The organism is Pseudomonas sp. ANT_H12B (genome assembly GCF_008369325.1).
Lineage (GTDB): Bacteria > Pseudomonadota > Gammaproteobacteria > Pseudomonadales > Pseudomonadaceae > Aquipseudomonas.
Genome location: NZ_VOBI01000010.1, coordinates 113,082 through 134,073, shown reverse-complemented (window position 1 = coordinate 134,073; position 20,992 = coordinate 113,082). Strand labels below are relative to the sequence as shown.

At 58.0% G+C, this 20,992-nt stretch carries 22 protein-coding genes; 13 read left to right on the top strand and 9 right to left on the bottom strand.

Features of this window, described 5'->3' with window-relative positions:
- Nucleotides 1-103 precede the first annotated feature (103 nt).
- The 3 genes from FQ185_RS17080 (at nt 104) to FQ185_RS17070 (ending at nt 1,395) form a co-directional block, all read left to right on the top strand.
- Nucleotides 104-310 carry a 4-oxalocrotonate tautomerase family protein gene (locus tag FQ185_RS17080; protein WP_123367741.1) on the top strand — a complete coding sequence of 69 codons (207 nt, stop codon included), beginning with the start codon at nt 104-106 and terminating at the stop codon, nt 308-310.
- Nucleotides 311-523: 213 nt separating this feature from the next.
- Entirely contained in the window at nt 524-952 is a 429-nt protein-coding gene (locus FQ185_RS17075; protein WP_149418424.1) for a DUF4160 domain-containing protein, read from the top strand.
- Nucleotides 949-1,395, top strand: a complete 447-nt coding sequence (locus FQ185_RS17070; RefSeq protein WP_149418423.1) for a DUF2442 domain-containing protein — start codon at nt 949-951, stop codon at nt 1,393-1,395. The genes FQ185_RS17075 and FQ185_RS17070 overlap by 4 nt, the downstream gene beginning before the upstream one ends.
- A 54-nt stretch (nt 1,396-1,449) precedes the next feature.
- Here the strand turns inward: FQ185_RS17070 and trmA are convergent, their stop codons facing one another.
- Both trmA and FQ185_RS17060 read right to left on the bottom strand, forming a co-directional pair.
- A complete protein-coding gene (trmA, locus tag FQ185_RS17065; protein WP_149418422.1) occupies nt 1,450-2,529 on the bottom strand; it encodes a tRNA (uridine(54)-C5)-methyltransferase TrmA in 1,080 nt (359 codons plus the stop codon).
- Complete coding sequence (locus FQ185_RS17060) at nt 2,526-3,821, bottom strand: NCS2 family permease (RefSeq protein ID WP_149418421.1); 1,296 nt, start codon at nt 3,819-3,821, stop codon at nt 2,526-2,528. The genes trmA and FQ185_RS17060 overlap by 4 nt, the downstream gene beginning before the upstream one ends.
- A 214-nt stretch (nt 3,822-4,035) precedes the next feature.
- Between FQ185_RS17060 and FQ185_RS17055 the strand changes: the two genes are divergently transcribed.
- Complete coding sequence (locus FQ185_RS17055; protein WP_149418420.1) at nt 4,036-4,491, top strand: DUF4879 domain-containing protein; 456 nt, start codon at nt 4,036-4,038, stop codon at nt 4,489-4,491.
- 66 nt (nt 4,492-4,557) lie between these two features.
- The gene (locus FQ185_RS17050; protein ID WP_149418419.1) at nt 4,558-5,109 is read left to right on the top strand and encodes a DJ-1 family glyoxalase III; all 552 of its coding nucleotides are present in this window, start codon (nt 4,558-4,560) and stop codon (nt 5,107-5,109) included.
- Nucleotides 5,110-5,122: 13 nt separating this feature from the next.
- On the opposite strand, the gene FQ185_RS17045 is transcribed toward FQ185_RS17050, so the two are convergent.
- Nucleotides 5,123-6,364, bottom strand: coding sequence for an MFS transporter (locus FQ185_RS17045; protein WP_149418418.1), 1,242 nt, complete (start codon nt 6,362-6,364; stop codon nt 5,123-5,125).
- A gap of 391 nt (nt 6,365-6,755) precedes the next feature.
- On the opposite strand from FQ185_RS17045, the gene FQ185_RS17040 reads away from it, so the two are divergent.
- From FQ185_RS17040 to FQ185_RS17030, 3 genes are all read left to right on the top strand, one after another.
- Nucleotides 6,756-8,192 (top strand): cytochrome ubiquinol oxidase subunit I, encoded by a 1,437-nt coding sequence (locus tag FQ185_RS17040; RefSeq protein ID WP_149418417.1) that lies wholly within the window; start codon nt 6,756-6,758, stop codon nt 8,190-8,192.
- A 3-nt stretch (nt 8,193-8,195) separates the two neighbouring features.
- Complete coding sequence (cydB, locus tag FQ185_RS17035; RefSeq protein ID WP_149418416.1) at nt 8,196-9,203, top strand: cytochrome d ubiquinol oxidase subunit II; 1,008 nt, start codon at nt 8,196-8,198, stop codon at nt 9,201-9,203.
- A gap of 68 nt (nt 9,204-9,271) precedes the next feature.
- Nucleotides 9,272-9,439: a DUF2474 domain-containing protein gene (locus FQ185_RS17030; RefSeq protein ID WP_149418415.1), complete on the top strand. Its 168-nt coding sequence runs from the start codon at nt 9,272-9,274 to the stop codon at nt 9,437-9,439.
- Between the two features lie 74 nt (nt 9,440-9,513).
- Here the strand turns inward: FQ185_RS17030 and FQ185_RS17025 are convergent, their stop codons facing one another.
- Together FQ185_RS17025 and FQ185_RS17020 are read right to left on the bottom strand one after the other, a co-directional pair.
- Complete coding sequence (locus FQ185_RS17025) at nt 9,514-10,638, bottom strand: methyltransferase (protein ID WP_149418414.1); 1,125 nt, start codon at nt 10,636-10,638, stop codon at nt 9,514-9,516.
- A 174-nt stretch (nt 10,639-10,812) separates the two neighbouring features.
- Nucleotides 10,813-11,544 (bottom strand): LuxR family transcriptional regulator, encoded by a 732-nt coding sequence (locus tag FQ185_RS17020; protein ID WP_149418413.1) that lies wholly within the window; start codon nt 11,542-11,544, stop codon nt 10,813-10,815.
- Between the two features lie 308 nt (nt 11,545-11,852).
- On the opposite strand from FQ185_RS17020, the gene FQ185_RS17015 reads away from it, so the two are divergent.
- Nucleotides 11,853-12,629: a ferredoxin--NADP reductase gene (locus FQ185_RS17015; protein WP_149418412.1), complete on the top strand. Its 777-nt coding sequence runs from the start codon at nt 11,853-11,855 to the stop codon at nt 12,627-12,629.
- A 28-nt stretch (nt 12,630-12,657) separates the two neighbouring features.
- Here the strand turns inward: FQ185_RS17015 and mscL are convergent, their stop codons facing one another.
- On the bottom strand, nt 12,658-13,101 hold the full coding sequence (mscL, locus tag FQ185_RS17010) for a large-conductance mechanosensitive channel protein MscL (protein WP_149418411.1): 444 nt from the start codon (nt 13,099-13,101) through the stop codon (nt 12,658-12,660).
- A gap of 866 nt (nt 13,102-13,967) precedes the next feature.
- On the opposite strand from mscL, the gene radA reads away from it, so the two are divergent.
- On the top strand, nt 13,968-15,335 hold the full coding sequence (radA, locus tag FQ185_RS17000) for a DNA repair protein RadA (protein WP_007937264.1): 1,368 nt from the start codon (nt 13,968-13,970) through the stop codon (nt 15,333-15,335).
- A gap of 129 nt (nt 15,336-15,464) precedes the next feature.
- Here radA and FQ185_RS16995 read toward each other — a convergent pair whose 3' ends face one another.
- Nucleotides 15,465-15,833 (bottom strand): PilZ domain-containing protein, encoded by a 369-nt coding sequence (locus FQ185_RS16995; RefSeq protein ID WP_149418410.1) that lies wholly within the window; start codon nt 15,831-15,833, stop codon nt 15,465-15,467.
- Between the two features lie 159 nt (nt 15,834-15,992).
- Between FQ185_RS16995 and FQ185_RS16990 the strand changes: the two genes are divergently transcribed.
- From FQ185_RS16990 to yjiA, 3 genes are all read left to right on the top strand, one after another.
- Nucleotides 15,993-18,059, top strand: coding sequence for a carbon starvation CstA family protein (locus tag FQ185_RS16990; protein WP_149418409.1), 2,067 nt, complete (start codon nt 15,993-15,995; stop codon nt 18,057-18,059).
- Nucleotides 18,060-18,074: 15 nt separating this feature from the next.
- Nucleotides 18,075-18,272, top strand: coding sequence for a YbdD/YjiX family protein (locus FQ185_RS16985; RefSeq protein ID WP_007895266.1), 198 nt, complete (start codon nt 18,075-18,077; stop codon nt 18,270-18,272).
- A gap of 169 nt (nt 18,273-18,441) precedes the next feature.
- Entirely contained in the window at nt 18,442-19,410 is a 969-nt protein-coding gene (gene yjiA, locus FQ185_RS16980) for a GTPase (RefSeq protein ID WP_149418408.1), read from the top strand.
- A gap of 124 nt (nt 19,411-19,534) precedes the next feature.
- Here the strand turns inward: yjiA and FQ185_RS16975 are convergent, their stop codons facing one another.
- Together FQ185_RS16975 and FQ185_RS16970 are read right to left on the bottom strand one after the other, a co-directional pair.
- The gene (locus tag FQ185_RS16975) at nt 19,535-20,224 is read right to left on the bottom strand and encodes a GntR family transcriptional regulator (RefSeq protein WP_149418407.1); all 690 of its coding nucleotides are present in this window, start codon (nt 20,222-20,224) and stop codon (nt 19,535-19,537) included.
- Nucleotides 20,225-20,249: 25 nt separating this feature from the next.
- Nucleotides 20,250-20,954, bottom strand: a complete 705-nt coding sequence (locus FQ185_RS16970) for a FadR/GntR family transcriptional regulator (protein ID WP_008154237.1) — start codon at nt 20,952-20,954, stop codon at nt 20,250-20,252.
- Nucleotides 20,955-20,992 lie beyond the last annotated feature (38 nt).

Below are 20,992 nucleotides of genomic sequence, written 5' to 3'. Positions count from 1 at the left end.
TGTGAGTCAGTATTTATCAGATGCCTGCACACAGATACAGTGAGTTCGAGATGAGCAGCGGCAAGCAGTAAGCCTTTCTTAACCAGCAAGCAGGAGAAACAGCATGCCTTTCGTCAGCGTACGTATTACCCGCGATGGCGTGACCCGGGAGCAGAAGGCCCAGGTCATCGCTGAAATCACCGACACCTTGAAGCGCGTCCTTGGCAAGCCTCCGGAGCTGACCCACATTGTGATCGAGGAAGTCGACACGGATAACTGGGGGTATGCGGGCATCACCACCACCGAGTATCGAAAAAACCAGTCGGGTTGATTTCCTGACAAGCCAAGACAGCCGTCCTCGGGACGGCTTTTTTGTAGGCGCGAGGAAAGGATTGCTTACCATTTTGCGGTGTTATCCACCGGCCGGAGCCGCGCCTTGGCGCTAGTCTCAAAAGTCGCAGTGATGATTCAACACAGCGCCAATTATCGGATTTTCCAGGGAATGTCGGGTCTTCGGGCTCATTAACCTAACGGATGGGTTAGCATGAGATTATTCAGCTACAAAGGGTTTTCAATGGTGATCATGTTGCGCGATGAGCACTGCCCGCCGCATGCACATGTGGATGCCGGAACCTGGAGTGCGCGCTTCAAATTCAGCTTCTGGCACAACAGTGTCGAGCTGTGGGACGTCGTTCCTCATTCTCCCAGGCCACCTGTGACGGTGCTGGAAGGGTTGCGCCACGCGCTCGGACAACCCGCTCATTTGCGCCGCGCTCGGTGTATCTGGTGGGACAAGCTGCACACGGTCTGCCTCGATCATCAATTATGGGACTGGCAAACCGGCGAAGTCGTGGTGGTAAAAAGGGTCGCCGGTACGACTTGCATGATTGGCTCGGCTTGCTATGAGCCCGAGACGAACAAGACCCTACTGGCGCTGATGGGCGTTCCAGAGGGCGTGGAGATCGAACTATGAAAACGATAACAGCAAAAATGTTGGTGGATCGGCCCGTAACCGACGCCGTGCTGGATGAAGCCATCCAGCGTGGGCAAGTGCGCCACAAAGGCGGTCTGCAGGCGACTTCGGTGACCTTTGTGGAACCGTGCCTGGCGGTCGGTTTCATTGATGGCAGTGGCGTGCTGTTGCCCGTGCAACACTACCCGGAATTCGATGATTTCGACGTCGAGGATTTCGCAGACCTGAAAGTCGGCTTTTCCGGGACAGCCCTTTGCCACGAGGGCAAGGACCTGCAGGTCTCCATTGCCGGGATGATTTCGGCCAGCAAGCCGCTGATGGACATGGCCGCGTCAGTCATCGCCTCGCGTAATGGGCGCCAAAGCAGCGCCGCCAAAGCAGAGGCTGCGCGGGCGAATGGCCGTAAGGGCGGGCGTCCGCGCAAGGCAGATGTCACCCTTTAAGCACGCACAAAAAAGCCGTCGTGATGACGGCTGATTTGTTTCTGCCAACGGCAATCAACGACGCGTCAACATCACCCCGGATTCCATGTGGTGGGTCCACGGGAACTGGTCGAACATCGCGCATCGGGTGATGCGATGGGTGTCGTGCAACTGGGCGATGTTGGCCGCCAGGGTTTGCGGGTTGCAGGAGATGTAGAGGATGTTGTCGAAGCGACGGGTCAGCTCGCAGGTGTCCGGATCCATGCCGGCGCGAGGCGGATCGACGAAGACGCTACCGAACTCGTAGCTCTTCAGATCGATACCGTGCAGGCGACGGAAAGGACGAACTTCGTTCAGGGCTTCGGTCAGCTCCTCGGCGGACAAGCGCACCAGGGTGACGTTATCCACAGCGTTTTCGCTGAGATTGCTCAACGCGGCGTTGACCGACGCCTTGCTGATTTCGGTGGCCAGCACTTTGCGCACGCGTGTCGCGAGCGGCAAGGTGAAGTTGCCGTTGCCGCAATACAGCTCCAGCAAATCGTCGCAGCGATCACCGAGTGAGTCGTAAGCCCAGTTGAGCATCTTCTGGTTCACGGTGCCGTTGGGCTGGGTGAACGCGCCTTCCGGCTGGCGATAGCTGAAGGTGCGACCGCCAACGTCCAGCTTCTCGACCACGTAATCGTGACCGATGACTTCGCGTTTGCCCTTGGAGCGGCCGATGATGCTGACGTTCAGCTCCGCTGCCAGTTTCGACGCTGCTGCGTGCCAGTGCTCGTCCAGCGGGCGGTGATAGCACAGCGTGATCATCGCACCGCCGGCCAGCGTGGTCAGGAACTCCACCTGAAACAGCTTGTGGCTCAGGGCCGCACTGGCTTGCCATGCTGCCTTCAGCTGCGGCATCAACTCGTTGATGCGCAGGCTGGCGATCGGGAATTCTTCGATCAGGATCGGCGTGCGCTTGTCTTCCTGGGAAAACATCGCGTAGTGACGCTCGCCGGCTTCGCGCCACAGGCGAAATTCTGCGCGCAGGCGGAAGTTTTTCAGCGGTGAGTCGAACACTGCAGGTTCTGGCGCATCGAACGGGGCCAACAGATCACGCAGGCGCGAGACCTTTTCTTCGAGCTGAACGGCGTAAGCCTTGGAATCAAAAGTCATGCGTTGAACCAACCCAACTTGATCACGAACAGAATCGACAGAATCACCAGTGCCGAGTTCAGCTCACGGCCGCGGCCGGACAGCAACTTGATCGCGGTCCAGGAGATGAAACCGAAGGCGATGCCGTTGGCGATGGAATAAGTGAACGGCATGGCCAGGGCAGTGACCACGACCGGTGCCGCAACGGTGATGTCGTCCCAGTCTATTTCGGCCAGGCCGGATGTCATCAATACCGCGACGAACAGCAGTGCAGGTGCGGTAGCAAAGACTGGAACGCTGGCCGCCAATGGCGAGAAGAACAGCGCCAACAGGAACAGAATCGCCACGACAACGGCGGTCAGGCCGGTGCGGCCACCGGCACTCACGCCAGCTGCGGATTCGATGTAGCTGGTGGTGGTCGAAGTGCCCAGCAGCGAACCGGCCATGGCCGCGGTGCTGTCGGCGATCAGGGCGCGACCCATTTTCGGCATGTGGCCGTCCTTGCCCATCAGGCCGGCGCGTTTGGCGACGCCGATCAGGGTGCCGGAGTTGTCGAACAGGTCGACGAACAGGAAGGCGAAGATCACGCTGACCAGGCCGATGTCCAGCGCGCCCTTGATGTCCAGTTGCAGGAAGGTCGGTGCCAGCGACGGTGGCATCGACATCACGCCGCCGAACGGGGTGAAGCCCATAGCGATCGAGACAATGGTCACTGCCAGAATGCCGATCAGCACCGCGCCGCGCACTTTCAGCGCTTCGAGAGCCACGATCAGAGCAAAGCCCAGGGTCGCGAGGATCGGTGCCGGTTGTTTCAAGTCACCGAGGCCGACCATGGTTGCCGGATTGCTCACCACGATGCCCGCGTTATGCAGGGCGATCAGGGCCAGGAACAGGCCGATACCGGCGGCAATCGCCGAGCGCAGCGGCAGCGGGATGCTGTTGATGATCCATTCCCGAATGCGGAAGATCGACAGCAGGAAAAACATCACCGCCGAGATGAACACCGCGCCCAACGCCACTTGCCAGGTGTGGCCCATGTGCAGGACCACGGTGTAGGTGAAGAAGGCATTCAGGCCCATGCCCGGCGCGAGGGCGATCGGGTAGTTGGCGATCAGGCCCATGGTTGCCGAGCCGATGGCCGCAGCCAGACAGGTGGCGACAAACACCGCGCCTTTATCCATGCCGGTCTCGCCGAGGATGCTCGGGTTGACGAACAGAATGTAGGCCATGGCCAAAAAGGTCGTGACGCCCGCAAGAATCTCGGTCCGCACGTTGGTGTTGTGTGCCTTGAGTTGAAACAGCCTTTCCAGCATGTCTGCTCCCCGTGGCGCGCCCGGCGCCGTGAATGTATCGACCTCAACAGCAAAGCACAGACCGCTGCTGGCGCCTGGTAATTTTCTGTGGGTCGGAAAAAGCCGCGCATCATACCAGCAGCGTGGGGCTATGGCTGCTTATGGCTGCGATCGTCGTCGATGTTTTGCGCAAAAGCCAAGTGCGCCATACTGCGCGCTGGTTTTGGGGGTAGTTATGTATTGCATGAATAAACGTCTGATTACCGTACTCGGAGTGTCGATCGCCTTGCTCCTGGGGGCACACACCGCCTCGGCTGCATCGGCGGCGCCGTTGAGTCAGGTGAAGGTACTCAAGGTCGAGTCGCCGGGCTGCGGCTTTGAAGACATTGCGCAGGGGCAAGAGCAAACCCGCTGCAATCACAGCGGACCGAACATCAAGGTCTACGTGCTGGAAGTCGGTTACGGTCGTAGTGCGCATGTCGGGCTGGACGGTTTTGAGGTGAACGGCACCCGGACCCCGGTCTGTGCGTTTGATAACGGCAACCTGACCGAATGCACCGTCGGGAAAAAAACCGTCGGCTATCTGTACGTCTTCGATCTGGCGGGTAAGCAGGAAGGCACGTTCACCTTCAGCAACACCTCCATCAACGCGCCCGGCAATACGCTGTCGACGCAGCTTTACATCAAGTAACGGCAGACTCGAACCGGGGGCAGGAAAGCTGACTACGCTTTAAAGATCATCCTGTGGACTGTGCCCATGACTTTTAGAGCCCTGATTACCCTTGCCGAGGGCATCGATGACCTGCAAACAGCGACCCTGATCGATGTGTTGCGCCGCGCCAAAGTTGAAGTGGTGGTGGCCAGCATCGAAGCGCGGCGCATGATCACGTGTGCCCGCGGCACCCGACTGACAGCCGATGCGATGCTGGTGGACATGCTGGCGCAGCCCTTTGATTTGATCGTTCTGCCTGGCGGTGCGGTCGGGGCGCAACAGCTGGCGACCCATCAACCTTTGCAACAATTGATCAAGGACCAGGCAGCGGCCGGCCGCCTGTTCGCCGGCATCGCCGAGGCCCCGGCGCTGGCGCTGCAAACTTTTGGCGTATTGCGTCAGCGACGCATGACCTGCCTGCCATCGGCCAGCCATCAACTGTCGGGTTGCAACTTCGTCGACCAACCGGTGGTGGTCGACGGCAACTGCGTCACCGCTCAGGGGTCGGGGGCCGCGTTGGAATTCGCCCTGGCGCTGGTGGAGCAACTTTGCGGTAAAGCCGCGCGCACGGCGGTAGCGGGGGAGTTGGTGGTTTAGAGAGTGCCCGGCTTCAGGCCTTCACTCCTTCCTCCACCGGTACATGCATGCGGTCGCGGTTGGCCAGGGTCGGGAACAGTTTGATCCAGGCTCCGGTGACCACCAACGTGCCGATGCCGCCCATGACCACCGCCGGCACGGTGCCGAACCAGTGGGCGGTGAGGCCGGATTCGAATTCGCCCAACTGGTTCGATGCGCCGATGAACAGACCGTTTACGGCGCTGACCCGACCGCGCATTTCGTCCGGGGTTTCCAGTTGCACGAAAGAGGCGCGGATCACCATGCTGATCATGTCCGCCGCACCCAATACCACCAGTACGGCCAGGGAAAACCAGAACGATGTCGACAAGCCAAAGGCGATGGTCGCGACGCCGAAGATGCCCACCGCGGTGAACATCACCCGTCCCACTTTGCGTTCCACGGCAAACCGTGCGAGGTATAGCGACATCAGCAGTGCGCCGACTGCTGGCGCCGAACGCAACAGGCCCAGCCCCCAGGGGCCGGTCAGCAGAATGTCCTTGGCGAACACCGGCAGCAACGCCGTCGCGCCACCCAGCAATACGGCAAACAGATCCAGCGAAATCGCCCCGAGGATGTCCGGGCGACTGCGAATGAAACGGATGCCCGCGAACAACGAGTCCAGAGTCGCCTTGCCTTTGTTCAACGGTGTTTGCCGGGCGGGCAGGTTGAGCATCAGCGCGCAAGCGATGATGTAGAGAATCACCGTCGGGCCATAGACCCAGACACTGCCGAACGCATAGAGCAAACCGCCGAGAGCCGGGGCGACGATGGTGGCTGATTGTTGGGCCGACTGTGCGGCGGCGACGGCGCGGGGAAACAATGCACTGGGCACGATGCTCGGCAGCAGGGCCTGAGTGGTGGGCATCTCGAAGGAGCGGGCGGCACCGAGCAGAAACGCGAGGATGAAGATCATTTCCCGGGTGACATGGTCGGTCGCGCTGCCGATGGCCAGCGCCAGGGCGATCAGCGCTTGCAGGGTCTGACAGATCGCTGCGACTTTACGCCGGTCGTAGCGGTCCGCGACATGCCCGGTGTGCAGCATGAACAGCACCCGCGGGGCGAACTCGACCAGACCGACCAAACCCAGGTCCAGCACGTTGCCGGTCAGTTGATAGAGGTTCCAGCCGATGGCCACGGTAAGCATCTGAAAACCGCTGGCGGTAAACACCCGAGCCAGCCAGAACGCGATGAAAGGGCGGTGATGACGTAACAGCAGGGGCGCTTGGCTGGGCATCGGGAGGCACATCTGGGCAAGGGAAGGGCGAGATTATCATCAAGCTGTAACTAGAAGTTACGGTGAGGAAAATTCAGTTAGCTAGACATCGATCTCGACAGCACGGAAATTCAGGTATTTGTTTCAGCTCATGACCATACCCGTGAGGCAACCTGTCACGCGTCAAAAGACCACACCGTCGATCGTCAAAAATGGGACTACTCTTTTAACGTTGCTTGATCCAGATCAAGACCGTTCATGGAATTGATCCGGCGGCCCAGATGGCCAGACTCCCTACGTTGTGATGTTTGTAAAAAAAGAACGAATTCAAATTCGCCACACTCCATATCCGTGGGGGCAGTGGATGTAGGCCGCAAGCCTTCAGCCGGTATTACCTGACAGAGGAAGACTTATGTTCGGTTTGGAGGCACTTGATCTCGCCCGGATTCAGTTCGCGTTCACCATTTCGTTCCACATCCTGTTTCCTGCCATCACCATTGGCCTGGCGAGTTATCTTGCGGTGCTCGAAGGCCTGTGGCTGAAGACGCACAACGACACCTACCGCGATCTGTACCATTTCTGGTCCAAGATCTTTGCGGTCAACTTCGGCATGGGTGTGGTCTCCGGACTCGTCATGGCCTATCAGTTCGGCACCAACTGGAGCCGCTTCTCCGACTTCGCCGGTTCCGTGACCGGGCCGTTGCTGACGTACGAAGTGCTCACGGCATTCTTCCTCGAAGCCGGTTTCCTCGGCGTGATGCTGTTCGGCTGGAACAAGGTCGGGCGCAAGCTGCACTTCTTTGCCACGGTCATGGTTGCCATCGGCACCTTGATCTCGACCTTCTGGATTCTTGCCTCCAACAGCTGGATGCAAACCCCGCAGGGTTACGAAATCGTTAATGGCCAGGTCATTCCGGTGGACTGGGTGGCTGTCATCTTCAACCCATCGTTCCCGTACCGCCTGTTGCACATGTCGACGGCGGCGTTCGTCGCGACCGCTTTCTTCGTCGGCTCCTCGGCGGCCTGGCATTTGCTGCGCGGCAAGGACAACCCGGCGATCCGTACCATGCTCTCGATGGCGATGTGGATGGCCTTGATCGTGGCGCCGATTCAAGCCGTCATCGGTGACTTCCACGGCCTCAATACGCTCAAGCATCAACCGGCAAAAATTGCCGCGATCGAAGGCCACTGGGAAAACCATGGCGATGAGCCGACCCCGCTGATCCTGTTCGGCTGGCCGGACATGAAAGAAGAGCGGACCAAATTCGCGGTAGAGATCCCGTATCTGGGCAGCCTGATCCTCACGCACTCGCTGGACAAACAGGTCCCGGCGCTCAAGGAATTCCCGCCTGAAGACCGGCCGAATTCGACCATCGTGTTCTGGTCGTTCCGGATCATGGTGGGTCTGGGCATGCTGATGATATTCACCGGTCTGTGGAGCCTGTGGCTGCGCAAACGCGACAAGCTGTATACCTCGCGGCCGTTCCTGTACCTGGCGTTGTGGATGGGGCCGTCCGGCCTGATCGCGATCCTCGCCGGTTGGTTCACCACTGAAATCGGTCGTCAGCCGTGGGTGGTCTACGGACTGATGCGCACGGCGGACGCGTCCTCCAACCACAGTTTCATGCAGATGAGCATCACGTTGATCCTGTTCGTGGTGGTGTATTTCGCGCTGTTTGGTGCCGGTCTGGGCTACATGATGCGCCTTGTGCGCAAAGGGCCGAAGATCGACGAAGGCAAGGAAACCAACGACGGTGGTCCCGGCAAGAAACGTACACCGGCGCGTCCGCTGTCCGCAGCCGACGACGATCACGCCGATACCGACCACACCGTGACCAAGGAGATTTGAATCATGGGTATTGATCTTCCGCTGATCTGGGCCGTGATCATCATCTTCGGCATCATGATGTACGTGGTCATGGATGGCTTTGATCTGGGGATCGGGATTCTCTTCCCGTTCATCCCGGGCAAGACCGACCGCGATGTGATGATGAACACTGTCGCGCCAGTCTGGGATGGCAATGAAACCTGGCTGGTACTGGGCGGCGCGGCATTGTTCGGCGCCTTCCCACTGGCCTATTCGGTGGTGCTCTCCGCGTTGTACCTGCCACTGATCTTTATGCTGATCGGGTTGATTTTTCGCGGTGTGGCATTCGAGTTCCGTTTCAAGGCCAGGGACGACAAGCGCCACCTCTGGGACAAGGCATTTATCGGGGGCTCTATCGCCGCGACTTTTTTCCAGGGGGTGGCATTGGGTGCATTCATCGATGGGCTGCCGGTGGTCAACCGCCAGTTTGCCGGTGGCTCACTGGACTGGCTGACACCGTTCACGATGTTCTGCGGCGCGGCGTTGGTGGTGGCTTATGCGTTGCTCGGCTGTACCTGGTTGATCATGAAGACCGAAGGCAAGTTGCAGGAACAGATGCATGATCTGGCACGGCCATTGGCATTCGTGTTGTTGGCGGTGATCGGCGTCGTCAGCATCTGGACGCCGCTGGCTCACGCCGAGATCGCGGCTCGCTGGTTTACCTTGCCGAACCTGTTCTGGTTCCTGCCGGTGCCGATTCTGGTGTTGGTGACCCTGTACGGTCTGATCCGCGCGGTGGCTCGCAATGCTCACTACACGCCGTTCCTGCTGACGCTGGTGCTGATCTTCCTGGGTTACAGCGGTCTGGGCATCAGTCTGTGGCCGAACATCGTGCCGCCGTCGATCTCGATCTGGGACGCCGCTGCGCCACCGCAAAGCCAGGGCTTCATGCTGGTGGGCACGCTGTTCATCATCCCGTTCATTCTTGGCTACACCTTCTGGAGCTACTACGTGTTCCGCGGCAAGGTGACTCACGAAGACGGTTACCACTAGCCCCCAGTAAACCTGTGGGAGCGGGCTTGCCCGCGATGGCGCCGTCGATCTAAAGGAGGATCGAAACAATGACCAACAAACATTCCTTGCACGACATTGAAGAAGCCGAAAAAAAACCGCTTTGGCAGCGACTCGGCTGGCTGGCGATGATCTGGACCGGCAGCGTCGTGGCACTGTTTATCGTCGCCAGCCTGATGCGTATGTTCATGAATGCTGCGGGCCTGACGACCCACTGATGTGCACCTGATCCCATCCCGTTGCCTCGCGGCACGGATTTACAACCCTCCTGATGGAGGGTTTTTTTTGCCGGTTATTTGCGCGCCTTGAGAATCACGAACTTGGGTGTGGCGGCCACTTGTTCGACGCCACGGAACAGTCGCGCGAGCTTGCTGTGATAACCCAGGTGACGGTTGCCGACGATGTACAACGCGCCGCCCACTACTAAAGCTTCCCGGGCTTGCTGGAACATGCGCCAGGCCAGAAAGTCACCGACGACCTGTTGCTGGTGAAACGGTGGATTGCACAGCACCACGTCCAGAGACAGTGGTTCCTGGCCGGCCAGGCCATCGTCGGCACGCACGATGACGTCCCGGTCACCCAGCGCCGCGCGCCAGTTTTCGGCCGCCGATTGCACGGCCATGAACGACTCGTCCACCAGCGTGTAATGCGCCTCAGGGTTTTGCAGAGCGCTGGCGATGGCCAAAACCCCGTTACCGCAACCGAGATCAGCAACCCGCGCTGTGCCGAGGTTTTTCGGTAAATGCGGCAGGAACGCTCGCGTGCCGATATCCAAGCCTTCGCGGCAGAACACATTGGCGTGGTTGAGCAGTTCGATTGCAGGTGTGTCGAGTCGATAGCGGGTCGGATAGGGGGACGCTACGGGGGCTTTGGCTTCAGTGGTCGCGATCAATAACCGAGCCTTCTTCACCGCCAGTGAGGCTTGCACCGGGCCGATGTAACGCTCCAGCAGATCGCCGGCCGCGCGAGGCAAATGCTTCACCATGGCGGCCGCAATCACTTGGGCCCCCGGTGCCAGTTGACCTTGCAGGCGGATCAGTTGTTCTTCCAGCAAGGCCAGGGTTTTCGGCACCCGAATCAGTACCCGGTCAAACGGGCCCACGAAGGCTTCACTGGCAGGCACGCTCGGCACCGCATCAAATGCCTGGCCGTTACGGATCAGATTTTTTTCCAGCCCCTGGAAGGCCAGGAACGAATCGCCGCTGCTGGTCACCTGAACGTTGCCCGCCAGGCTGGCGGCCAATGCGCCAAAGCTGTCGTTGAGCACCAGAACCCGAGTTTCGGCCGAAGGCTGAAGGTCTGCCAGATAGTTGAGCAGGTATTCGTCTGCGGCATCAAATGCTTGCAGCGGTTCGTTCGGCTGTTCGGGCTGACGGATCAGGTCAAGTTGAGCGAAGGGGGTTTCAAGCAAGGGCATCAGACGGGGGCTCTGGGTAGTCAGCGGGGAGCATCAAAGGGTGTCCCGCAGCCCAGGGGCGTTTGGCGGGCGGACCGTCCGAGTGTACTGCGTCGTGAAAATTTCACACGTCATCACTCAAGAGGGACCGCAAATGGTACGTTTTTTTCTTTTGGAATACCCGCAGGTTTTAGATCAGCGTATCGCGTGGCTGTTGAGATAGCCGGCCTTGGCTGCGGCGATGACTGCCGAAATTTTGTTGTGAACCTCGAATTTTTCCATCGCGTTGCGAAGATGGAACTGGATGGTACGTGAGCTGAGGTTGAGAATTCTGGCGCTCTCATCCGCAGTCTTGCCATCAGCGGCGAGTTTTAATACGTCGATTTCGCGTACTGACAAATGCGGGATCGGCGGCTTTGCAGGTTTGCTGGGCAGAGTCTGTGCGATCAATGTATGCAGATGGCGCCCCATGAACACTGAAAAACCTAGATTTTCATACAGCTCAAACGCCGTGATCGGGCAATGGCTTCTGGCAAGGCTCAGAATGCTGCAAAGTCCGCTTTCTTCGTCATGAAACGACTGTGACCAACCGTGCTGCAATCCATATTGTTCAAGCGCTTCCCACAGCCATGGAACTTTGAAGAACAGCTCTTCGCTCCAGAGCACAGGCAACATGGAATGATTGCAGTGTGCTACTACCGGGTCTAATGCGCTCAGCTTTTTTTGTTCATATTCAGTGTTCCAGTCAGCAGGGTAGTTGTTGAGTTGAACAGTATTAAAAGCGTTAGATTTTGTTGGATAGGTTGTTGAAAAGGCGAAAAATTTAAAGCCGATATTTTTCGCGAAGCCAAGTGAGATCCGGTAGGCAGTATCTATCTCCGTAGCGCATGACAATTGTTTGAGTTGTGACTCCTTCCACCTCTCCATCTTAAAATCTCCATTTTTTGCTTGGGGGTATTGGATCCAAAATCCAACACGCTACGAGTGTAGGACTATTCCTACACATACGTTGAGAACTTTTGGCTTTGCTCACAATTTTTAAACAAGTATCGGGTTCTAATCTAGTGAGGGTGCGGACGGATAATTAGATGACGGGTTTAATGCAATTGACTTTGCATAAACATTTTTTGGATTGATGCAGATGCAAGTATTTCTGAAAAGACACTACAAAACACCGGTGTTTACGGCGCCTGCTTTGCGGGACACTAGGGTTATCTGTTGAATTGGAGCGACCCATGACCGCCAGTGCAGAAAAATTCACTCGCCAGACCCTGCTCGACGTCCAGCCGTTGACCCCGAACCTGTTCACCCTGCGAACCACCCGCGATCCGGGATTTCGTTTTCGTGCCGGCCAATTCGCCCGACTGGGCGTGACCAAGGCTGATGGCAGCACCGTATGGCGGGCCTACTCCATGGTGTCATCGCCCTATGACGAATTCCTCGAGTTCTTTTCCATTGTGGTGCCGGGGGGCGAGTTCACCAGTGAGCTGAGTCGGCTGGAAGTCGGCGATACGCTGCTGGTCGAACGTCAGGCGTTTGGTTACCTGACGCTCGATCGTTTCGTCGACGGGCATGACCTCTGGTTGTTATCGACAGGCACCGGCGTGGCGCCGTTTCTGTCGATCCTGCAGGACTTTGAAGTCTGGGAGAAATTCGAACGAATCATTCTGGTCTACAGCGTGCGCGAAGCCCGGGAGCTGGCATATCAGGAGCTGATTGCGGGGTTGGCGCAGCGCGATTATCTGGCCGAGTACGCCCACAAGCTGCATTTCATCGCCACTGTTACTCGCGAGCAGCAACCTGGCACCCTGAGTGGGCGGATCACAACGCTAATAGAAAATGGCGAGCTGGAGCGGGCGGCAGGCGTGGCGCTGACGGCCGAACACTCGCGGGTCATGCTCTGCGGTAATCCGCAAATGATCGATGACACGCGTAAATTGCTCAAACAACGCCATATGCACTTGAGCCTCAGTCGACGACCCGGGCAGGTGGCGGTGGAAAACTACTGGTAAAAAAAACGGCGCCCGAAGGCGCCGTTTGTCATTCAGCAGAGCGTTCAGGGTTGACGGTTGTGGGCCGATCGTTCTGGACCTTGAGCAGGTCGCGGATCTCACTCAACAGCTCTTCTTCCTTGGTTGGAACCGGCGGCAGAGTAGGGGCGACAGCCTCTTCGCGCTTCAGACGGTTGATGGCCTTGACGCCCATGAAGATGGCGAAGGCGACGATGATGAAGTCGATCAGGCTCTGGATGAATTTACCGTATGCCAGCGCTACCGCCGGTATGTCGCCGTTGGCTGCCTTGAGCGTAACGGCCAGGTCACTGAAATCCACCCCGCCGATCAGCAGGCCGATTGGCGGCATGACGACGTCGCCGACAAACGATGAAACGATCTTGCCGAAGGCAGCACCGATGATGATCCCGACGGCCATGTCGACCACATTACCTTTGACCGCGAAGGCCTTGAACTCACTTATCACGCCCATAGGTTATTTCCTTGTTACAGATGAGGTTGGTGAATGCAGTGTAAATCAGCAAAACGGATCTTGCCCGAAACACCTTCTTACAATGCTCGTTCTATCGACACATCAATTGGTATTTAGTTTGCAAATTGCCATCAATTGCGCGCGAAATACAATCTAACATGTTGATTTATAAAGATAAATTCCTAAGTGTCACATGGCGTTTTTTCTATGTGTGCTCTGCCGCTTCGACCGCTAACCGCTGATTAGAGCACTTGGGTTGCGCCTCAAACAGTGAACCGCTGGCAAGGTGCGCATGGCACCTTGAGTGTGGCTGCCGATCTTCGCGGACTACGGCCAAGGTGTTCGCCGACGGGCAGCGCCCCCCGGTGTGTCTACGATCTACGCGGTGTGACCCGATCAACTTGTTGTTTTTCATGTAAGTAACCACGTCAAGTGACAGCCATTGACTTTGGTTTTTTACGGCGGTGGGATCGAGATTATTAACCTTCGGAAAACGTTTCCAGTGAGATCTTACGTAACGCACTTCCGCTTTAGCAGTAATTAATTGTCCAAGGCGGGACTTGTACGTCCAAGTGTTAAATAAGCAAGATTTGTACAACTTTGATTTGCAAGTTGTTGGGCGCGCGCAGAGCTTAGTCCGAAGTTTCAGAGCAGAAAGTTGGACAGGTTGTTTAATTCGGAATCCAGCAAGCGTCTTCCTGGAAGCTGAACTAGTTGCCATGACTTCGACCGATGTTATTTTCGACATCGAGCATTCGCAAGATTGCTTGGTGCAGGGCAAATGTTCTCTATTTGCCCGCTGGGCAACAGCGCCGCGCTGATCCGGTCCAGCTGAGCTATCATCGCGGTTTTTGCCGGGAGTTCAGATGGCCAAGGCCAAGCGCATGTACGGCTGCACTGAGTGCGGTTCAACCTTCCCCAAGTGGGCCGGCCAGTGCGGCGAGTGCGGGGCCTGGAACACTCTGACTGAAACCATGGTCGAGAGCGGCGGTGCCGCAGCACCCAGCGGGCGCACCGGCTGGACCGGTCAGCAGGCTCAGATCAAGACCCTGGCCGAGGTCAGCGTCGAAGAAATTCCGCGTTTTTCCACTGCCTCCAGTGAACTTGATCGCGTCTTGGGCGGTGGCCTGGTGGATGGCTCTGTGGTGCTGATCGGCGGTGATCCGGGCATCGGCAAATCGACCATTTTGTTGCAAACCTTGTGCAATCTCGCCAAGAGCATGCCAGCGCTTTACGTCACCGGCGAAGAATCCCAGCAGCAAGTGGCGATGCGTGCCCGGCGCTTGGGCTTGCCGCAGGATCAACTGCGGGTGATGACCGAGACCTGCATCGAAACCATCATCGCCACCGCCCGGCAGGAAAAGCCCAAGGTCATGGTGATCGATTCGATTCAGACGATTTTCACCGAGCAACTGCAATCGGCACCGGGTGGCGTGTCCCAGGTTCGGGAAAGTGCAGCGTTGCTGGTGCGCTATGCCAAGCAGAGCGGTACGGCGATTTTCCTCGTCGGTCACGTGACTAAAGAAGGCGCATTGGCCGGGCCGCGAGTGCTGGAGCACATGGTTGATACGGTTCTGTATTTCGAAGGCGAATCCGATGGGCGCCTGCGTCTGTTGCGGGCGGTGAAAAACCGTTTCGGCGCCGTCAACGAGCTGGGCGTGTTCGGCATGACCGACAAAGGACTGAAGGAGGTTTCCAACCCTTCAGCGATTTTCCTGACCCGTGCTCAGGAAGAAGTCCCGGGCAGTGTGGTCATGGCGACCTGGGAAGGGACGCGGCCGATGCTGGTGGAAGTTCAGGCCTTGGTGGATGACAGCCATCTGGCCAACCCGCGCCGGGTAACGCTGGGTCTGGATCAGAATCGGCTGGCGATGTTGCTGGCGGTACTGCACCGTCACGGTGGCATTCCGACCCACGATCAGGACGTATTCCTCAATGTGGTTGGCGGGGTTAAGGTGCTGGAAACAGCATCCGACCTGGCGCTGATGGCGGCCGTAATGTCCAGCTTACGCAACCGGCCGTTGCCTCATGATCTGTTGGTGTTTGGCGAAGTCGGGCTGTCCGGCGAAGTGCGCCCGGTACCGAGCGGCCAGGAACGCTTGAAGGAAGCGGCCAAGCACGGCTTCAAACGCGCCATTGTGCCCAAGGGTAATGCACCGAAAGAGGCACCGCCGGGGTTGCAGATTATTGCCGTGACTCGACTGGAGCAGGCGCTCGACGCCCTCTTCGAATAACGTTCAGATCGATACAAAACCTGTGGGAGCGAGCCTGCTCGCGATAGCAGTATGTCAGTCGACTTAAATGTTGAATGTCAGACCGTATTCGCGAGCAGGCTCGCTCCCACATGGGTATGGGATTGGTATTCAGACTTCGATCAGGGCACCCAACTCCCGTTCGAGCTCCTGCGAATCGCCAAGGTTGAGTTCAACCAATCGCCGCAGGCGTTCGATGGATTCCAGGCTGATGTGTTTGCAGACGAACCCGAGCTGACCATGGTCATCGTGAGTCAACATCACATCCATCTTGATCTCGACGTCTTCGTTGAGATGAATATCGACCAGGAAATGCCAATCGGGATTACCCAGCCAAGGTTCGGGTTTCTCGATCAACAGCCCCTTGAGCGACAGGTCGATCAGCTTCACCGGCCAAATGAATTCCCCCTGGCTCAATTCGGTTCTGGCATCGAACGCAATACGTTTGAAGCGGCGGCGATCGGCAGTGTGGTCGCTCATGGCGTAATCCTCTGAATGTCCGCTGACTATAGACCCGCACTGTCAAAGCCTGCCAGCCAAGGCAAGTGTCTGGATCAATGTTGGGGTATGGTCTTTACCGTCAGTCGAGCTAAACTCCGGATGGCTTTCTTTCTTGTCCACCCTGGCTGGAATAATAAAATGAAAAATAATAATAGCCTGCTACGCCATATACCCTGGCTGCTGCTGGCAATCGTAGGCGCGTGCGCCCTTGGTGTAGTGGCATTGCGCCGAGGCGAGGCGATCAACGCCTTATGGATTGTGGTCGCTGCCGTGGCCATCTATCTGGTTGCATATCGCTATTACAGTCTGTTCATCGCTAACAATGTGATGCAGCTCGACCCGCGACGGGCCACCCCCGCCGTGCTCAACAATGACGGTCTGGACTACGTACCGACCAACAAACACATCCTCTTCGGTCACCACTTCGCAGCCATCGCTGGCGCGGGGCCGCTGGTCGGTCCGGTGCTGGCGGCGCAGATGGGCTACCTGCCCGGCACGCTGTGGCTGATTGCCGGCGTGGTGCTGGCCGGTGCGGTTCAGGACTTCATGGTCCTGTTCCTGTCCACCCGCCGCAACGGCCGCTCCCTGGGCGACATGGTCCGCGAGGAAATGGGCCGCATCCCCGGGACCATCGCGCTGTTTGGCTGCTTCCTGATCATGATCATCATCCTCGCGGTGTTGGCGCTGATCGTGGTCAAGGCCTTGGCGGAAAGCCCTTGGGGCATTTTCACGGTAATGGCGACCATCCCGATCGCGATGTTCATGGGCATTTACATGCGTTACATCCGCCCGGGTCGCATCGGTGAAATCTCCATTGTCGGCGTGCTGTTGCTGCTCGGTTCGATCTGGCTGGGCGGGCAGATTGCCGCCGATCCGGTGTGGGCCAAGGCGTTCAGCTTCACCGGCGTGCAGATTACGTGGATGCTGGTCGGTTACGGTTTCGTGGCCGCCTCGTTACCGGTCTGGCTGATTCTGGCACCGCGTGACTACCTGTCGACGTTCCTGAAAATCGGCACCATCGTGGCGTTGGCGATCGGCATCCTGATCACCATGCCTGAGCTGAAAATGCCGGCGCTGACCCAGTTCATCGATGGCACCGGGCCGGTGTGGAAGGGCGGTCTGTTCCCGTTCCTGTTCATCACCATTGCTTGTGGCGCGGTCTCCGGGTTCCATGCGCTGATCGCTTCCGGTACCACGCCGAAACTGCTGGATAACGAGGTCAACTCTCGTTACATCGGTTACGGCGCCATGCTGATGGAATCCTTCGTCGCCATCATGGCGATGGTGGCCGCTTCGGTGATCGAGCCAGGCGTGTATTTCGCCATGAACAGCCCGGCGGCAGTCGTCGGTGGTGACGTGGTGACAGTGGCTCAAACTGTCACCAGCTGGGGTTTTGCAATCACTCCGGAAGCGCTGCAAGCGGTGGCCAAGGACATCGGCGAAACCACGATCCTGGCCCGTGCTGGCGGCGCGCCGACCTTGGCGGTCGGTATCGCGCAGATCCTGCACAGTGTCCTGCCGGGTGAAAACACCATGGCGTTCTGGTACCACTTCGCGATCCTGTTCGAAGCGTTGTTCATCCTGACCGCGGTCGATGCCGGTACCCGTGCCGGACGCTTCATGCTGCAGGACTTGCTCGGCTCCTTCGTGCCGGCGCTGAAACGCACCGAATCCTGGACCGCCAACCTGATCGCAACCGCCGGTTGCGTGGCGATGTGGGGTTGGTTGCTGTACCAGGGTGTGATCGATCCACTGGGTGGCATCAACACCTTGTGGCCGCTGTTCGGTATCTCCAACCAGATGCTGGCGGGTATCGCGCTGATGCTGGCAACCGTTGTGCTGATCAAAATGAAACGCCAACGCTACGTCTGGGTGACCATGTTGCCCGCGGTGTGGCTGTTGATCTGCACCACCACCGCAGGCTTCATCAAGCTGTTCGACGCCAACCCGGCGATCGGTTTCCTGTCACTGGCCAAGAAATACAGCGATGCGCTGGCCAACGGGCAAATCCTCGCGCCAGCCAAGGACATCACGCAGATGCAACACGTGATCTTCAACGCCTACACCAATGCAACGCTGACGGCGCTGTTCCTGTTCGTGGTCTTCAGCATCCTGTTCTATGCACTCAAGGTCGGCATTGCCGCCTGGGGTACCAAAGAACGTACGGATAAAGAAGCGCCGTTCCAGGCCATTCCGGATGCTTGATCGAGGATTGCAACGATGTTCAATGACCTGAGTCGCCTCGGTAAGTACCTCGGTCAGGCCGCGCGCCTGATGGTCGGGATGCCCGACTACGACAACTACGTCGAGCATATGCAAACCAAACACCCGGACAAACCGGTGATGAGCTACGAGATGTTCTTCCGGGAACGTCAAGAGGCTCGATACGGTGGCAAGGGTGGGCCGAAGTGCTGTTGATCTGCTGAGTCAGGTCATGATGTAAAGCAAAAACCTGTGGGAGCGAGCCTGCTCGCGAAGGCAATCTGTCATTCGACATCGATGTCGACTGGCACACCGCCTTCGCGAGCAGGCTCGCTCCCACAGTTGTTTAGTGTTTTTTTTAACTTTGTGAAACAGGAGATTCCAGTTGTCCTCTCCCATCCCGGTAACGATCCTCAGCGGCTTTCTCGGCGCGGGAAAAACCACGCTATTGCGCTACCTGCTCAAAGCCGAACACGGCCTGAAAATCGCCGTGATCGAAAACGAATTCAGCGACGCCGGCATCGACACCCAGCTGTTGGGCGACGAGCCGGTGCAAGTGATGACGCTGTCCAACGGCTGCGTCTGCTGCACCATCCACACAGACCTGACCAAGGCTTTGTATTTGCTTCTCGAGCGCCTGGACAGCGGCGAAATCGCCTTCGACCGTCTGGTGATCGAATGCACCGGCCTGGCCGACCCGGCTCCTGTGGCTCAAACCTTTTTCATCGATGAAGAACTGCGCGAGCGCTACATCCTCGACGGCATCATCACCTTGGTGGACGCGGCGCACGCTGACACTCACCTGACCCAAACCATCGCCCAGGCGCAGATCGGTTTTGCCGACCGCTTGCTGGTGAGCAAACGCGATCTGGTGGACGAGGCGACGTTCAACGCCCTCAGCGAACGGCTGACCCGCATCAACCGTCGCGCACCGATTCGCGTGGTCGAACACGGCAAGATCGATCTGGCGGAATTACTCGATGTGCGCGGATTTAATCTGAACGCCGATCTCGGCGGTATGAGTTTGCGTCCGGTAAGCAAGGCGCCCTCCATCGACCGTATTTCCAGCCTGGTACTGCGCACCGACAAACCGCTGGATATCGACAAGCTCAGCGAATTCATGAACGAACTGCTTGAAGAGCATGGCAAGCAATTGCTGCGCTACAAAGGTGTGTTGAACATCGTTGGTGAGCCGCGACGCATGGTGTTTCAAGGCGTGCTGAAGCTTTACGGTTTCGACTGGGACACAGAGTGGGCGGACGATGAAACGCGCGAAAGTGTGATCGTGTTTATTGCCGATGATTTGCCGGAAGAGAAGATTCGCGAGGGGTTTGCGCGGGTAGCGGCGCACTGAAACATTTGTAGCGTCAGTGATGGTGCCATCGCGGGCAAGCCCGCTCCCACAGTAGATCTCTGGTTTTCACGGATTCTGTGTTCGCCACTGACCCTGTGGGAGCGGGCAAGCCCGCGATGGCGATCTACCCGGCAACACGATTCTGGTGGGATATCGGTTCAGAGTTCAGCAATATCTCTTCCAGATTATCCAGATGATGGCTGAGCAAAGCCTCAGCCATCACCGCGTCTCCCCGCTCAACCGCATTCAAAATATCTTCGTGCACTTGCCACGTGCAATAACCTCGGGTCTGCGCATCAACCTGCGCAATCGCCAGCGAAGTCAGCGGCACCAAGCTACCAAGAAAATGCGTCAATGGTGCATTCCCAGCCATTTCCGCCAACTGCAAATGAAACTCCCCCGATAAGCGAATCGCCGGACCACGGGCGGTGCATTGACGCTCGCTATCGATCAAGACTCGCAGTGGTTTTAAGTCTTGCGTGCGGGATTGCTGGCAGACCAGGTGCACCAAGGTGATTTCGGTCAGCCGCCGAGCATGCAGCGTCTGCCGGGTCTGTTCGCTATCGAACGGGGCGACGCGGGGACGATGGTTGACCCGAAGGACGATGATCTGCTGATGGGACAGTTGTGTCAGAACGCTGCGAATGTCACTGCGTCTGGCACCGAACATCTGCGCCAGGCTTTCTTCAGTAAAGCGACTGGCCGCGTGGATACGCTGCTCGAGTATGGCGTCGAAGACCCGCGAATACAGATCATCCACCGGCGGGCGAAAGGGCAGGGCAGTAAGAGTCTGCGGTGAGGCGAAGCTGTTCATGGCTTGTCTCCAGTTTGAAACGGACTCAACTGACGAGGTTGTCATCCGGAATATTCAATTCGATGCCCATCCGCTGGCCTTCCCGAAGGATGTGCCGACGCATCTCGGCGCTGGCCTGGGCGCTGTTTTTGCTGCGGATTGCGCGCACCACGGCTTCGTTCTCCTCAAGGCGTTCAGCCAAATGCTCCGGGGAGTTACGCAACACGTCGGCGCTTTGCTTGAGGGCGTTGCTGGTCTGTTGCACCACACTCTGGAAAATCGGGTTCGACGTCAGCGTGAAGAGCTCTTCGTGGAAGGCGATGTAGGCGTTCACGCCGGCTTCGCTGTCGTTCGCCTCCAAGGCTTCGCGCATGTCCATCAATGTCAGGCGCAATTGCCCGACTTCCTTGCTACTGATGGATTGCGCCACCAGGCCAACAATGAACGGCTCGAGGGTGTAGCGCAGTTGCAGCACGTCTTCCAGACTCGCGCCGGCCACCGCGCTGTCGTGGCTTTGGCTGTCGCTGAGATTGGCTTCAAGCACCACCACGCCTTTACCCGGCATGGAACGCACCAGCCCGAGGGTTTCGAGCACGATCACCGCTTCACGCAGGCTCGGGCGGCTGATGCCCAGTTGTTCAGCCAGTTCACGCTGCCCCGGCAGCATTTCGCCGGAGCGCCACTGACCACGGGCCAACGCGGCCCGGAGTTTTTCTACTACTGAATTCACAACGGTCGACGAGGTGATCACTGTTCGCTCCATGAGCATCCATAACGTTTGATGGCCGT

Bases quoted from the DNA above. Each gene is read 5' to 3' on its own strand.
- FQ185_RS16985 (WP_007895266.1), top strand. From the start codon at position 18,075: ATGTTCAATGACCTGAGTCGCCTCGGTAAGTACCTCGGTCAGGCCGCG.
- FQ185_RS17030 (WP_149418415.1), top strand. From the start codon at position 9,272: ATGACCAACAAACATTCCTTGCACGACATTGAAGAAGCCGAAAAAAAA.
- cydB (WP_149418416.1), top strand. From the start codon at position 8,196: ATGGGTATTGATCTTCCGCTGATCTGGGCCGTGATCATCATCTTCGGC.
- FQ185_RS17020 (WP_149418413.1), bottom strand. From the start codon at position 11,544: ATGGAGAGGTGGAAGGAGTCACAACTCAAACAATTGTCATGCGCTACG.
- FQ185_RS16990 (WP_149418409.1), top strand. From the start codon at position 15,993: ATGAAAAATAATAATAGCCTGCTACGCCATATACCCTGGCTGCTGCTG.
- FQ185_RS17055 (WP_149418420.1), top strand. From the start codon at position 4,036: ATGTATTGCATGAATAAACGTCTGATTACCGTACTCGGAGTGTCGATC.
- FQ185_RS17075 (WP_149418424.1), top strand. From the start codon at position 524: ATGAGATTATTCAGCTACAAAGGGTTTTCAATGGTGATCATGTTGCGC.
- FQ185_RS16975 (WP_149418407.1), bottom strand. From the start codon at position 20,224: ATGAACAGCTTCGCCTCACCGCAGACTCTTACTGCCCTGCCCTTTCGC.
- FQ185_RS17015 (WP_149418412.1), top strand. From the start codon at position 11,853: ATGACCGCCAGTGCAGAAAAATTCACTCGCCAGACCCTGCTCGACGTC.
- FQ185_RS17025 (WP_149418414.1), bottom strand. From the start codon at position 10,638: ATGCCCTTGCTTGAAACCCCCTTCGCTCAACTTGACCTGATCCGTCAG.
- FQ185_RS17045 (WP_149418418.1), bottom strand. From the start codon at position 6,364: ATGCCCAGCCAAGCGCCCCTGCTGTTACGTCATCACCGCCCTTTCATC.
- FQ185_RS17060 (WP_149418421.1), bottom strand. From the start codon at position 3,821: ATGCTGGAAAGGCTGTTTCAACTCAAGGCACACAACACCAACGTGCGG.
- trmA (WP_149418422.1), bottom strand. From the start codon at position 2,529: ATGACTTTTGATTCCAAGGCTTACGCCGTTCAGCTCGAAGAAAAGGTC.
- FQ185_RS17050 (WP_149418419.1), top strand. From the start codon at position 4,558: ATGACTTTTAGAGCCCTGATTACCCTTGCCGAGGGCATCGATGACCTG.
- radA (WP_007937264.1), top strand. From the start codon at position 13,968: ATGGCCAAGGCCAAGCGCATGTACGGCTGCACTGAGTGCGGTTCAACC.
- FQ185_RS17080 (WP_123367741.1), top strand. From the start codon at position 104: ATGCCTTTCGTCAGCGTACGTATTACCCGCGATGGCGTGACCCGGGAG.
- FQ185_RS17040 (WP_149418417.1), top strand. From the start codon at position 6,756: ATGTTCGGTTTGGAGGCACTTGATCTCGCCCGGATTCAGTTCGCGTTC.
- FQ185_RS17070 (WP_149418423.1), top strand. From the start codon at position 949: ATGAAAACGATAACAGCAAAAATGTTGGTGGATCGGCCCGTAACCGAC.
- FQ185_RS16995 (WP_149418410.1), bottom strand. From the start codon at position 15,833: ATGAGCGACCACACTGCCGATCGCCGCCGCTTCAAACGTATTGCGTTC.
- mscL (WP_149418411.1), bottom strand. From the start codon at position 13,101: ATGGGCGTGATAAGTGAGTTCAAGGCCTTCGCGGTCAAAGGTAATGTG.